10 protein-coding genes are annotated in these 14,319 nt (G+C 36.2%); 5 read left to right on the forward strand and 5 right to left on the reverse strand.

The window, feature by feature from the left end; all coding sequences use genetic code 11:
- Positions 1 to 266: 266 nt before the first annotated feature.
- The 4 genes from A1704_RS16040 (at position 267) to A1704_RS16055 (ending at position 3,298) form a co-directional block, all read left to right on the forward strand.
- Entirely contained in the window at positions 267 to 647 is a 381-nt protein-coding gene (locus tag A1704_RS16040; RefSeq protein ID WP_062675096.1) for a VOC family protein, read from the forward strand.
- 209 nt (positions 648 to 856) lie between these two features.
- A complete protein-coding gene (locus tag A1704_RS16045; protein ID WP_062675097.1) occupies positions 857 to 1,621 on the forward strand; it encodes a hypothetical protein in 765 nt (254 codons plus the stop codon).
- 185 nt (positions 1,622 to 1,806) lie between these two features.
- Positions 1,807 to 2,703, forward strand: coding sequence for a retropepsin-like aspartic protease (locus A1704_RS16050; protein ID WP_062675098.1), 897 nt, complete (start codon positions 1,807 to 1,809; stop codon positions 2,701 to 2,703).
- Between the two features lie 148 nt (positions 2,704 to 2,851).
- On the forward strand, positions 2,852 to 3,298 hold the full coding sequence (locus A1704_RS16055; RefSeq protein WP_047429652.1) for a KTSC domain-containing protein: 447 nt from the start codon (positions 2,852 to 2,854) through the stop codon (positions 3,296 to 3,298).
- A gap of 311 nt (positions 3,299 to 3,609) precedes the next feature.
- On the opposite strand, the gene A1704_RS16060 is transcribed toward A1704_RS16055, so the two are convergent.
- The 4 genes from A1704_RS16060 to A1704_RS16075 all read right to left on the reverse strand — a co-directional run bounded on the left by A1704_RS16060 (position 3,610) and on the right by A1704_RS16075 (position 9,911).
- Entirely contained in the window at positions 3,610 to 6,798 is a 3,189-nt protein-coding gene (locus A1704_RS16060) for an efflux RND transporter permease subunit (protein WP_062675099.1), read from the reverse strand.
- Positions 6,799 to 6,805: 7 nt separating this feature from the next.
- A complete protein-coding gene (locus A1704_RS16065) occupies positions 6,806 to 7,867 on the reverse strand; it encodes an efflux RND transporter periplasmic adaptor subunit (protein WP_062675100.1) in 1,062 nt (353 codons plus the stop codon).
- Positions 7,868 to 7,876: 9 nt separating this feature from the next.
- Entirely contained in the window at positions 7,877 to 9,229 is a 1,353-nt protein-coding gene (locus A1704_RS16070; RefSeq protein WP_062675101.1) for a TolC family protein, read from the reverse strand.
- An 88-nt stretch (positions 9,230 to 9,317) separates the two neighbouring features.
- Positions 9,318 to 9,911: a TetR/AcrR family transcriptional regulator gene (locus tag A1704_RS16075; RefSeq protein WP_062675102.1), complete on the reverse strand. Its 594-nt coding sequence runs from the start codon at positions 9,909 to 9,911 to the stop codon at positions 9,318 to 9,320.
- 178 nt (positions 9,912 to 10,089) lie between these two features.
- On the opposite strand from A1704_RS16075, the gene A1704_RS16080 reads away from it, so the two are divergent.
- The gene (locus A1704_RS16080) at positions 10,090 to 13,416 is read left to right on the forward strand and encodes a T9SS type B sorting domain-containing protein (protein WP_062675103.1); all 3,327 of its coding nucleotides are present in this window, start codon (positions 10,090 to 10,092) and stop codon (positions 13,414 to 13,416) included.
- A 40-nt stretch (positions 13,417 to 13,456) separates the two neighbouring features.
- Here the strand turns inward: A1704_RS16080 and A1704_RS16085 are convergent, their stop codons facing one another.
- Complete coding sequence (locus A1704_RS16085) at positions 13,457 to 14,281, reverse strand: CvfB family protein (protein WP_062675104.1); 825 nt, start codon at positions 14,279 to 14,281, stop codon at positions 13,457 to 13,459.
- Positions 14,282 to 14,319: the final 38 nt, after the last annotated feature.

The raw sequence follows: 14,319 nt of genomic DNA on the forward strand, positions 1-14,319 counted from the left end.
CAGAAAAAATGATGCAATAAATATCAAAGTATTAAAAAATGCTTCATATTGAGTATTCCGGGTCCATTTGCCGAAAAAACGCATTATCAGATAAGAAATTCCTCCCAAAACGGCAATAATAAAAAGAAGAAAAAAATAATAAATCATGGTTTCGTGTTAATGTGTGTAAATCTATTATTTTAAATCTAAAAAAACAATCAAGTACAGGACTACGATCTTCTGAATAGCCTTAATTTTGATCAACGTTATTATCTAAAAATTAATGTATGAAAATTAAAAGCCTTGACCATCTTGTTTTAACGGTGGCAGATATTGAAAAGACTATTGCATTTTACACTCATGTTATGGGCTTTGAAGTCGTTACTTTTGGAGAGGACAGAAAAGCACTCATCTTTGGAAATCAAAAGATTAATCTGCATCAGAAAGGATATGAATTGGAGCCTAAAGCAGAGACTCCAACCTGTGGCTCTGCTGATCTTTGTTTCATTGCAGAGACAGGTCTTCATGAGATAATGGAAGAGCTCAGACAGAAAAATATAGAAATCATTGAAGGGGTTGTAGACAGAACCGGAGCGGTAGGAAAAATCAAATCAGTTTACTTCCGTGATCCGGATTATAATCTTATTGAAGTAAGTAATTATTATTAACAAAAACAGCTCTGTATCAGTTTATTACTATCCATTTTTTAGAATTTAATGTTCCTGGATTTCTAAAATACAAAATTGTCAGTATAAAATTCATATAAAATTTGCAAAAACCATTGAGAAAATCTATTTAATCTTTTATATTTCGAATTTAAAGCCTTAATTTTGCATAGAAATTCAGAAAATTCGGATTCTTTCAACAGGTTATGTACATGAAAAAAATGATGATCGGGCTTGCTTTGGCCTTATCCATCACTATTTGGGGGCAAAAAACTCCTGCAAAAGCAAACAATCTGACCCCTTACAGCTATCAGACTTTTAACTGTGACAATAAAGGGTATTTTGACTCGGCTAAATATAAAAAAGAAGAAATAGACGGGGTAAATAAACTGTTGTATCAGTTCAATGGCGTGGTATTTGACACCCAACCTGTTTTTAAAATTGCCCAGCTTGAAGAAATCCGTAAAAACAGAGAAACGTATTTACAGGAACTGGAAAAGCAGTATGAAGAAAAGAAAAAGGAACTGTACAGCCTTAAAGTAATTGATCTTCCTCAATGGAAAAAATTAATGGAAGAAACTATTGATTCTTTTGAGAATGAATATCAGCTTAATAAAGAAGAAATCCTTGCGTATTCTGATCCCACCACACTGAGAAACAGTAAATATTACGATACCTGCAGAGAACAGATTGATGCTATCTCCTCTCCCGACAGAGAAAAGATGTTTGCAGCATGGAGAGCGTATACTGAACTTAAAAGCAAAAATAATGCTGATCCAAAGGGTGTAATGGCAAGATTTGATGCCAAAATGAATGACCCTCAAAAAGAAGATTATGCATTAATTGATATGATTGGTCTGGGTTTTCACAACTGTGCCAACAGCAGTTTCAGACAAAAGCGTAATAATGAAGAGACCTCTTATAAAGATTTTGATAAGATTTTCACCAAGCTGAAGAGAACTTGTGATCAGCCGTAGGCTTATTAAATAGTTTGAAAGATTTAATCCTAAAAAATAGAATAGCAACACTCAGATTGAGTGTTGTTTTTTTATTGGTAAAGTTTCACAGAACGGTTAAGGAATGGTTAAAAGTGGGTTAATGGCTTATGATTTCTTTGAGAAAGGCTTCGTTACCTCTATTTTCGTACTTCTAAAACTATTCCATGAAATACATTGTTGCTTTCCTGACGTTGCTACTTTGCATAGCAGCATCAGCTCAAAAACCTATCTCTGTTCTTCCGTTTTTTCTGGAAAACAATTCTGTGTATGTATATTGTAAAGTCAATAAAACGGACAGTATTAAGTTCCTTTTTGATACCGGTGCAGATGGCTCTGTCATTAATAGTAATTCTAAGAAAAAGATTCCGCTGAAAATTGACGGAAAGTCTGAGAACAGAGGTTCCAACGGAGTAAATACTGTAGATTACAGCAGCCACAACACAATACAGTTTGGGAATATTGAGAAAAAAGAAATACGATTTACGCTTATTCCTTATGAATCTGTTCATTTTGACGGGGTTTTCGGAACGGATCTGATGAAGGGCAAACTCATTGAAATAGATTATCATAGAAATGAAATCCGGTTTTATGACGAAGATGATCTGCTTATGGATTTAACAGGATATGAAAAGGTAAAACTTCATATGATCGACAACTACCCTGCTGTAGAAAGCATTATCATGGTCAATGACAAAGAATACTCAGGATTCTTTGGGCTCGACAGCGGAGCGGATGATGTACTTACGATTGCTTCTCCTTTTGCAAATAAGAATGTTCTGGTAACAGCCATGAAAACAATAGGTAAAGCCACAGCACAAGGCTCCGATGGATCTGTATATGAAATGCCTGTTGTTCTTTGCCCAGCTGTTCAATTCGCTCAGAAGTATCTTTATAATCTCCCGGTTACCCTTTCCGGTTCTACTGAAGGAATTGATTCTACAGAAAAAATGGCGGGATTTTTTGGTAATCAATTTTTAAAAAGGTTCAATACAGTGATTGATTTCAAGAATGGATTTATTTATTTTAAACTGAATAAAAATTTGTACTCAGAGTTTAATTAGCTGTAAAAGTTAGTTTTACACATTCTACCTTCCTCTACATACTATAAATTCAATACAAAAAAACATTCAAATAAATTAATAATGAATAAGTTATGATTTTATGGATTTAATTTCTTAATTTTGCACCCCGAAAATAAGGATTAGAGATATGAAAAAAATTGGTGAACACAGAACACTTCTTGGAGTTGATAAAAACGTTACTTTAAGAGAATTAAAGACGATTTACAGAAATGTGATGAAAGATACCCATCCTGACAAATTCATTAATGATGAAGCAGGAAAACAGGAAGCAGAAGAAAAAAGCAAGTCTGTGATTGAAGCCTACCACTTTTTGGTAAGTATTAATCCTGAAACACAGGAAAAATATAAAGAAGAATATACTGAAACCATTACAAAATCTAATATTCAGGATTTCTATCTGGAGAAATCAATTTTAACCGTTCAGCACTTAAACGGAAATATGTATGAATATATGGGGGTTCCAAGAAATACCTATATCAAAATGATCAATGCTGATTCACCAAGCCGTTTTGCAAGAAGACATATCTACGGAAACTTCGTTTACAGAAAATCCGGAGAGGCTATGGCAGATTAATTTTTTCTACAACAATATAGAAGAGCTTCCAGTTTTACTGGAAGCTTTTTTGTTGCCCAAACCGGATGTTATGTTTTGGCTAAAGCCAATATTGGCTGTTATAAATTTAAGCGGGCTAAAGCCCACTCCTATTGAATATTTTCTTAATGTACAATAATCATCAATAGAAATGGGCTTTAGCCCATTTACAATAATAAAAATCATACAATGGCTTTAGCCAAAACCTATATAACTAAATTTTAAATCATCAAATATCAACAAAAAAGCGCCTCAGAAGATCTGAGGCGCTTTCGGTTAATTAAAGGTTTAATTTATTTATCCAAATGCTTCGGAGTAAATCCGTCTTCATTTAGCTCTCTGTGTACGTAATCTGCTTTCATTTCAGCTTCATAGTCTACTTTAGTATCTTTACCCATTCTTCTTAGAACGGAGTCAAATAAAGAGTATACTACCGGTACAATGATCAATGTAAGGAATAGTGATGATGTCAAACCACCGATTACTACCCATGCAAGACCTTTGTTCATCTCAGCTCCGGCCCCTGTTGCCAATGCGATCGGTAACATACCGAAGATCATCGCAATGGTAGTCATCAGGATCGGACGAAGACGGGCGTGGTTGGCTTGTACCAAGGCATCGTGCGTGTTTGCTCCGGCTGCTTTTCTTGCATTCGTAAAGTCAACGATAAGGATCGCGTTCTTCGCTACCAGACCAATCAACATGATCATCCCTAACATGGTAAAGATGTTCAGTGAGTTGGCAGTTAAGGCAAGGATTACCATTACCCCGATCATCGCTAGCGGGATTGAGAACAATACCACGAAAGGATATACAAAACTGTCATATAGTGAAACCATTACCAGGTATACCAATACAATAGCAGCCAATAATGCAATTCCTAACGTACCGAAACCTTCCTGCTGGTTTTCCATATCTCCACTCCAGATGTAATCTACACCTACAGGTTTTTTGGTGCTGTTCATGAACTGGTTTGCCCACTCATTAGCTACGTCACCTACCGGTCTACCAACAGCTTTCGCTCTTACTTTTACGGAAGGAGACTTATCTCTACGTTCAAGCAAACTTGGTCCTGAACCCATTTCCACGTTAGCAAACTGGCTTAAACGAACCTGCTGTCCCTGAGGGTTTGTAAACATAAGGTTTTTAACGTCATCAATAGACTGTCTGTTCACATCTCCGAAACGGATATTGATGTCATATTCATATTCTCCGGCTCTGAATTTTCCGTCAGTATTTCCGTTGAACGCGGTCTGCATCGTCTGTCCTACACTTGAAAGGTTTAAACCTAAAGCAGACATTTTATCTCTGTCAATACTTACCTGAACTTCCGGGCTACCTGTATCTGTTGACAATTCTGCATCTACTGCTCCAGGAACTTTTTTCAACAGCTCAAGGATTCTTGTTGCTTCTTTTACCGCGGTAGCGTTATCCGGAGCGGTTACAACCATTTCAATAGGAGCATTTTCAGCACCCATGATACCGATTGGAGCTGTTTTAAACTCAACTCCTGTGAATTTCTCTTCCAGCTGTCTTTTTATTTTTGCAGCTTTGATATTGGTACTTTCAGAACGTTCAGACTTATCTGTTAAGTTCACCTGAACCTCGGATTGGTAAGTAGTTGCCTGAGCTCCACCAAAACCTGTAGACTGCTGTCCTACTGTTGTGATAAGATCTACAACATCTTTATCATTTCTTAAGAATTTCTCAACATCTAATGTTAATTGGTTTGTCTTTTCAACGGTTGCATCTTTTGACAATTCCATTTGTACCAGGAACTGACCACGGTCAATTGGCGGGAAGAACTCACCTCCAATGAACCCGAATGCTACCAGCATGAATGAACTGATTAAAACAATAAATGTAATCACTACAGTTGAAATTCTTCTTAATGTCGTTTTCAGACACCATTCAAGAATTCCTGTGATCCAGTGTGTAAACTTGTCAATTAATCCTTCAAACCAAAGAATGAATTTCTCAAACCAGTTTTTACCTGTTAAATGTTCCAGTTTACCGAATCTTGATGATAACCAAGGAATGATGGTAAATGAAGCCAATAATGATAACAAGGTGGCAATAACTACCGTGACGCAGAACTGTGCCAGGATGTTGGCTACAAGACCTGAACTCATCGCAATCGGTAAGAATACCACCACAATTACCAAGGTAATCGCAGCAACGGTAAATCCGATCTCTGAAGCTCCGTCATACGCAGCTCTGATCTTACTTTTCCCCATCTCCATGTGACGGTAAATGTTTTCCAGAACTACAATCGCGTCATCCACCAGGATACCTACCACAAGGGATAGTCCCAGTAAACTCATTAAGTTCAAAGTATATCCCATAAGGTTCATTCCGATGAACGCTGCCACCAATGAAGCCGGGATAGAAACCATTACGATGAATGCGTTTCTGATACTGTGAAGGAATAGTAACATTACAATTGCCACGAGGATAATCGCTAAAAATAAGTCGAAAATAACGTGGTTGGCTGATTCAAGGGTAAATTCTGTCGTATCGTTTACGATTTTCACTTTTACTCCCTGAACTTTATAAGCTTCTTCTACTGTTTTAATTGTTTTCTGAACACTTTCAGATACTGCTACCGCATTGGCATCAGATTGTTTCTTAACCTGCATCAAAATCGTAGGAAACTGATTGAATCTCGCTACTTTTTCAACATCTTTCTGAGAGTCGAAAACTGTTGCGATATCAGATAAACGTACCTGAGCTCCATTTTTATTGGAAACAACAAGGTTGTTCATTTCCTCTGTAGATTTATACTTTCCTGAAAGTCTGATCGTAGATTTTGTAGTTCTCGTTTTCAAACTTCCTGTAGGGAAATCTAAGTTTGATGAAAGAATGGCCTGTTGCACGTCTCCGATTGAAAGTCCGTACCCCTGTAATTTTTTCTCATCAAGATTTACCTGAATCTCTCTCTCCTGTCCACCTACAAGGTCCACCTGAGCTACCCCATTTACACGGGAGAAAATAGGTTCAATCTTTTTATCCAATAAGTCATAAAGGTCCTTACTGTTCAGTTTATCCGATGAAATACTCATCGTGATAATCGGTAAATCATCTAAGGAGAATTTGTTCAGAGACGGTGCTTTTACATCTTCCGGAAGGTCTGCCAGAATCGCATTTACCTTTCTCTGCGCATCATTTAAAGCGTAGTCTACATCGGCTCCATCGTTCAGCTGAACCATGATTACGGATAAGCTTTCGTATGAAGAAGATTCTACTTTTTTAACGTTTTCCAAAGAACCTACGGCATCTTCAATCTTTCGGGTCACGGAGGTTTCCACCTCTGCAGGCGAAGCTCCAGGATAGACCGTAGAAATGGTTACCATGTTGGTTTCAAACTTTGGAATCAATTCGTATCCCATGAGCGTATAACTCAGGATACCTCCCAACGTCAGAATTGTAAATAATACAATTACCAGCGAGGGTCTTTTGATCGATATTTCTGCTAACTTCATAGATCTGCTACTTTATAATGTTCACTTTAGATCCGTTGTCCAGGTTGATCTGTCCGCTGGTAACCACCTGCTCTCCTCCATTCAATCCGCTTAAAATCTGAACTTTATCTCCGTAAACTTTTCCGATGGTTACTTTGATCAATTTAGCAACACCATTCTGGACAACGAATAATTGTCCTGAGCTTACTCCGTTAACAAAGGCTTCTGCAGGAACGGTCAGCATATTCTGAGTTTCTGCGCCATTGTTTGTACTGAATTTAGCCGTTGCATACATACCAGCCTTAAGGTTTCCTCTGTTTTGTACTTCAATTTCAACAGGGAAATTAAGAGAAGCATCACTTTTAGGAGCGATGAAAGTAATTCTACCTACGAAAGAATCTTCCGGAAGAACATTTACTTTAATCGGAACTTCCTGACCTAACTGGATTTTTCCGATCTGGCTTTCATCTACCAAAACAGATAGTTTCAGACTGTTGATATTAACGATTTCAAACATCGATGTTCCAGGAGAAACCACCGTTCCGGGCTCAACCATTTTCTTGTTGATGGTACCGCTGATTCCTGCACGGATGCTTGTATCATTTACTTTTACACCTTGTGCTCTTACTGCAGCCTGAGCATTTTTCAGCTGTAGTCTTGAGTTGTCAAGCTGTTGTTTTGTAACTCCGCCTGTTTTATATGCGTTCTCATAGCGTTGGTTATCAATAATAGCATTCTGTAGATTGTTCTGAGCCTGGGTAACATCCACTTCGATAGCATCTTTTTTGATCGTTGCCAAAACCTGTCCTGCTCCTACCCTTGAACCCTCTTTTACCAGAACGCTTACGATACGTCCTGATATTTCAGAAGACTGGTTCATTTCCTGCTTAGGAATAAAAGTTCCGTTGGCTGAGTAGTCTGTATCAATATTTTCTCTTGTAACGGTTACAATATTAACATTGATCTTATCTACCTGCTTGGCAACTTCTTTTACTTCCTGCGTCTGTTTTTCTTTGTTACCGGCAATCTTGTAAGCGGCTAAACCAACCAGTACAGCTGCTACGATGATATATATTAAAGTTTTTTTCATTTTAGTTTATTATAAGTTTTGTAGTGTGTTTAGTTCACCCTTAGCTTTTATCAGCTTGATCTCTGCCTGTTTATAATCCAGCAATGCATTGGAATAGTTCTGTTTTGCCTGCGTAAGAGCATTTTCAGAATCCAGCACTTCCGTAAGTGTTGCCAATCCATACTGGTAGTTTGACTGGGTATTTTTCTGAACTCTTTCTGCCAGTCCTACATTATCTTTCATGCTTTCGAGATTGATCAATGCATTTTCCATATTGGTAACGGCATTTTTATAATCTAAACTTAAGCTCAGCTGAGTGTTTTCAATATCAACATCAAGATCCTGAATATCTATTTCTGCCTGGTTGATTTTCGCTTTGGTAGCTCCACCCGTGAAAATAGGAATATTGACATTCAAACCAATTGCTGAAAAATCGCTCCAGAGAACGCCTTTACTAAGGCCATTGGTCAATGGGAATTTGGCTCCGTTAGCTCCCCATCCGTAGTTCGCCGTAAGATTTACTGATGGATAAAGATAAGCTTCAGTCGCTTTTTTATTGAAAACCAAAAGTTCCCTGTTTTTATTTAAAACTTTAAGCTCTGTACGATCATTAAGATTTACGTTGCTCGCAATCAGCTCAGGTTTTGGTTCGATTTGTTTTTCTTCAAGCTCGATGTCTGTAGAAATCGGGATTCCCATATAAAACTTAAGGGCATTTTTTGAAAGTTCAACAGAGTTGATTAAAGCCTGCTTGTTGGAACCGATATTGGTGAGCTGAACATTGGTTCTGTCCAAATCGATTGCTTTTGCCAAACCGTTATCAACCAAACTTTTAATAACATTTCTTACTTTTTCAGTATTGGCATAGCTGGCTGTTACCGTTTTAAGGTTTTCCTCCTGTACGAACACCTGATAATAAGCTGTTGCAACATTTTCAATAATCTGTTCATTGGTTAACTGAGCATTCAGTACATAGAACTCTCTAGTTGATTTTGCAGCTTTCAATCCTGTAAAGACTCTCTGATCAAAAATCGCCTGCTGAAGTTGTACAGAAGCTGTTGAACCCCAAGGCTGCCCAAACTGAGCTCTGATTTTCTCACCTCCAAATTCCAGCAAAGATTCCTGAATAATCGGATTATAGGTTAAACCTGCCGTAGCACTGACCTGAGGAAGGGCACCGGCTCTGGCTTCATCAATCTTGTATTCGGCTTTTTTCACCTGTAAAGCAGCTTTTTTAGCTTCTGCTTTATTTTGAAGTGCCTGTTTAATAGCTTCCTGCAGGGAAACCTGCTGCTGGGCAGACATCAGTGTTGAGCCGAAAATCATAAATGCTGAAGCTATCCCAATTTTTAGCTTTGTAGCAGTTATACGTTTTCTATTCATAATTTTATACTTCGTTTATTTTTTATTTAATTTTCATTCATTATTTATTTCTATTTGACGAATCATTTTCAGAAATACTTTAGTTTTTTTAGTTTTTGAACAACATATTGATAATAATCTCTTTTCTTTCAGAAATAATTTTATCATATTCTTCATCATTAATTAAAAGATTTTCCATAAATAATGGTCTTATTGCACTTGGAAATACCAGCAATGAAACCATATTCAGAATAAACTGAACCGGAGCCATTTTCTCAATATTTCCCAATTCCATTTCTTTTTCAATATCCTTGTACATATCGTTCAGGATATCCTCCTCAATTTCTCTGTGATGGCAGGTTCCTTTATTGATCTGTGACACGATATACGTTTCCAGATACGGATACTGAAGGCTTGTGGAAAGACTGCTTTCTATGAATTTGCTGATCTTTTCTTTAAAAGGAAGAGCTGAATTCTGAATGATCTTCGATTTTTCCTGTTCTACTCTTTGCGCTTCATCAAAGATGATCTGGATAAGCTTATCTCTTGAACGGAAATAATAATTAATAAGGGTTCTGTTCACTCCTGCTTCATCTGCAATCTCCTGCGTAGTAGCATCAAACTTTCCTTTCACAAAGAATAAATTCTTCGCTGTCTCCTTGATCAATTCCTGTGTTTGGTCTTTTTTTGCTTGATTTGACATTTTTGTTAAACAAATTTGTGCAAATTTATAGTAAAAATTATTTTTGACAAAATTGTTAAACAAAAAAATTAAACACATTTGTCATGACATGCATCATGTTTGTTCACATAAGTTTGTTATTACTTAATGTTTAATGAGAAAGCTATTTTTATATCTTTGCCGCAAAAATTAATAACTGATGAAGAAAATTCTTTCGCTGTTCATGGTTTTGAATGCGGTACTTCTATTTTCACAAAATTTGCTTTGGCATTTTCAAACCAAAAGTTCTATTATAGAATCTCAGCATTATATTGCTTTTAGTGATACAGATTCTCAAGGAAATATTTATGTTGGAGGAAGATATGGACGTTTTGCATTTCCCAGCATTAATAGCATTACATTTGATAATATTACAAAAACCAGCAGTGCAGATGAAGATTCAAGAGCTGTTATTGCAAAACTTGACAAGAACAAAAATGTAATCTGGGTAAAAGAAATCAGATCAAAATATTCATCATCCTTAAATTCCTTAGTTGTAGATAAACAGGACAATCTTGTATTTACAGGATATACAGATGGGCATGATTTAAAACTGAACCCTAACTCAGAGACTATTTTTGATACAGGGATTAACTCCGGTAGTTCATTCATGGTAAAGCTAGATACTAACGGAAACTTTGTCTTTGGGAATATTTATAATTATGTTTATAATATGGCCTGTACCATTGATTTAGATAACAATATCATCTCTACAGGAAATTATACAAACTACCCTCCACAATTTCTTACTGATTTGGATCCTAATCCTAATGCAGTATTTTATCTGCCTCCTCCAAGTGGTTTATTTGTTATGAAGAATACTTCCGCTGGAGCTTTTTCATGGGCCCGCCCTCTCCATGCTCACAATACCCCATCAATACATGCAGTAAAAACTGATCATAACAAAAATATTATTATTCTTGGAAACTTTGAAGCGTATTTGAAAATAGATAATAACTCTTTTCCTTCTACCAGTGTTAATTACAATCAGGGTTTTTTGGCAAAATTCAATACTAACGGAAATTTCACGTGGTATCAACCATTAACCTATTTAAGTGCCTATCTTGGGACTGCAAACTCAAAGATTGAAATTGATAACGCTAATAATATTTATACTGCCAGTAATTATTACAATGCACAAAATATTACTTTTCCAAATACCACAATAAATGCTCCTGCTGATGGACGTACAATGATCTATAAAATAACCCCCAATGGTCATTTAGTATGGAACTCCCTCATCAAAGGAGACGTAAGCTATGACTTTCGTTCTATTAAGCTCAATGCTGACAATACTATAAATTTCTTTGTGCGTTATGCTGATAATATGATTAAGGTTATCAATGGAAATAATAATACAGAAGAAATTGTAAAAAGAATAGACCTAGGGCTTAATTACAGTTATTTATCAAATGATGCTCAGACATATTATTTAAAATTCAGAAATGATGGTAAACTAATATTCAATAAAAGTGATTTCTCTTCTTATACTTTTGACCAAAGTATAGATTATGAAGGAAATATGATTCTTGCCGGAAATTATGATGGATATCAGGACTTTAATCCTGATCAGGATATTAAAGAAATAAAATATACAAATAATGATATAAGCTCTTTTATTCAAAAGTTTGGCAAATGTTATAACGGAACTCCAGATGGAGATAAAATACAAACATTTTGTTCATCAATCAATCCAACAGTACATGATCTATACCCTAATACATCCTATACAACCTGGTATGATTCTTTAATATCCACTACACCTCTAAGTAGCACTACTCCTTTACAGAACAACATTATTTATTATGCTTCTGTTCAGGATGAATCTTGTCCTTTTAATAACAAGAGATTAGCTGTAAAAGTGATCATTAAAAATGCACCTCTCAAACTTACAGTAATTGACTTCTATTTTTGCAGTAACGTTAATCAGATGAGTTTGTATCAACTGAACATTAATAATAACCAAAATATTAGATTCTATGATGCAGCTGGCAACTTAATTAGCAGCTCATCCTATATTATTGAAGGAGCTCAATATTATGTTACTGAACAAAATACGGAATGCGAAAGTGAAAAAGCTCCTTTTAAAGTATTTTCAATACAAGGTGCTACCCCTACAGGAAACACTCCACAAACTTTCTGCACAACCAATAATCCTAAAATCTCTGACATCCAGATCACAGGTCAGAATATAAAATGGTATGATGCGGCAGGAAATATTGTACCTGCAACAACTGTTCTTATTAATGGGCAAACCTATTATGCTTCTCAGACTATTAATGGATGTGAGAGTAATAAATCAGCTATCCAGGTAACAGTAAATAACACACCTAAACCAACAGGAAATGTAGATCAGGATTTCTGTGCTTCTGCAAATCCTACAGTAGAAAAGATCATTGTAACAGGAACATCCCTTAAATTCTATGATGCAGCAGGAAATATAATTCCGGTGACCGCTCCTCTTGTAAGCGGACAAACGTACTTTGTAACCCAGACAATTAACAACTGTGAATCTGAAAAACTGGCAATTACAGTAACTTTATCTACCAATAATGTGCCCGCAAAAGACATTACGCAGGTACAATGTAATACAAGTACTGCTAATTCAATGGTTGTTAATCTTCACTCATATGAAGCAAGTATTATTAATAATCCAGGGAATTATATTTTCACTTATACTGACACTTCAGGAAACCCTATTTCTAATCCTTCTGCTTATATTTTGAATGTCGGGACAACCCTTATCCACATAAGGGTTTCAACTCCTGACGGATGTTTTAAGGTGGTGAGATTAAACCTTACGCTTAATCCAAAACCTATTGTTCTGCTTCCTGATATGCTTGATTTCTGTGAAGGAAAATCGGTTGTTTTAGATCCAGGCCCTGGATTTAAGTCTTATGAATGGAGTACCGGAGCAACCACTCAAACGATTACAGTATCTACTCCAGGGACATATACTGTTAAAGTAACCAACGTTTTCGGATGTGAAAGTACAAGCTCTACCCAGGTAAGCTATTCTGTTTTAGCACATATTGTTTCTGTCAATATCACGAACAATACAGCGACCGTTATTCTTTCTCAGAGCGGAAACTTTGAATTTTCTTTAAATAATTTCACATGGCAGGATTCCAATATTTTCACCAATTTAAGTATGGGAGAATACACCGTTTATGTGAGAACAAAATCCGGTTGTATTATCGGGCAGAAGAACTTCTCGATTTTCAATATACCCAATGCAATCAGTCCCAACGGTGATGGAATCAATGATACATGGAGAATTGCAGGATTGGAAAATTATCCAGGAACGGAGGTAAGTTTATATGACAGAAGAGGTGCTGTAATCTACAAAGAGATTATCAGAAATAAACCTTTCCAGTGGGACGGAAGATATGAATCCCATCCTATTTCTACAGGAAATTACTGGTATACCATAAAAGTTTCTGATGGAAGAATCTACAACGGATGGCTTCTGATTAAGAACAGATAGTAAAATAAAAACGAGCAGAAATTCTGCTCGTTTTTTGTTTTTATAATAATTTGATCTTATCGTCTGAAATATCGATGATCTTATCTTTATAAAGTCCTCCGATTGCTTTTTTAAAATTTTTCTTACTCATCTGAAGTTCATCTTTAATCTCTTCGGGAGATGATTTATCAGAAACATACAGAAGTCCGTAGTTTTCTTCCAGTTTGTTCAGAATCTTTTGTTTAAACTCGTCAATATTTTCAAATCCTTCCGGCTGTAAAGAAACATCTATTTTACCGTCTTCACGGATCGCTTTGATAAATCCTGTTTCTTCTGACAACGGATATAATTTTTTGAAAACATCGGAAGCATAGATCAAACCAATGTATTGTTTGTTGATGATCACATTCCAGCCCAGTTCACTTTCATTCATCATAATCAGATCTACCTTATCCCCTTTTGTGAACGGAAGTTCATCATACTGAGGATTTCTCTTGAACTTCGTGGTACCGGTAATCAGTTCCATATCTTCGTCTACATAAATATAAACCAGATATCTTTTGCCTTCGATGATTTTGGTTTTCTGCTGCTTGTAAGGAATAAATAAATCTTTAATGATTCCCCAGTCCATAAAAGCTCCGCTCGGAAGACTTTGCACACAGCTCATTACTGCAAATTCACCTACTTCCGCCAATGGGATCTCAGTAGTTGCTTTTAGTTTATCGTCATCCTGATACACAAAAACTTCAACATCCTCACCTGTTTCTTTTTCATCCTGAATAAAGATTTTGGGTAGAAAAGCCTTTTCACCGGATTCATCTACGAGGATCCATCCTGAATTAATTTTTTCTGAAATTGTTAAAGTTTGAGTTTTTCCGAGTTGCATTGATGATAAAATTAGCTGACAAAGGTACGGAAATTTGA

This window comes from Chryseobacterium cucumeris, assembly GCF_001593385.1.
Lineage (GTDB): Bacteria > Bacteroidota > Bacteroidia > Flavobacteriales > Weeksellaceae > Chryseobacterium > Chryseobacterium cucumeris.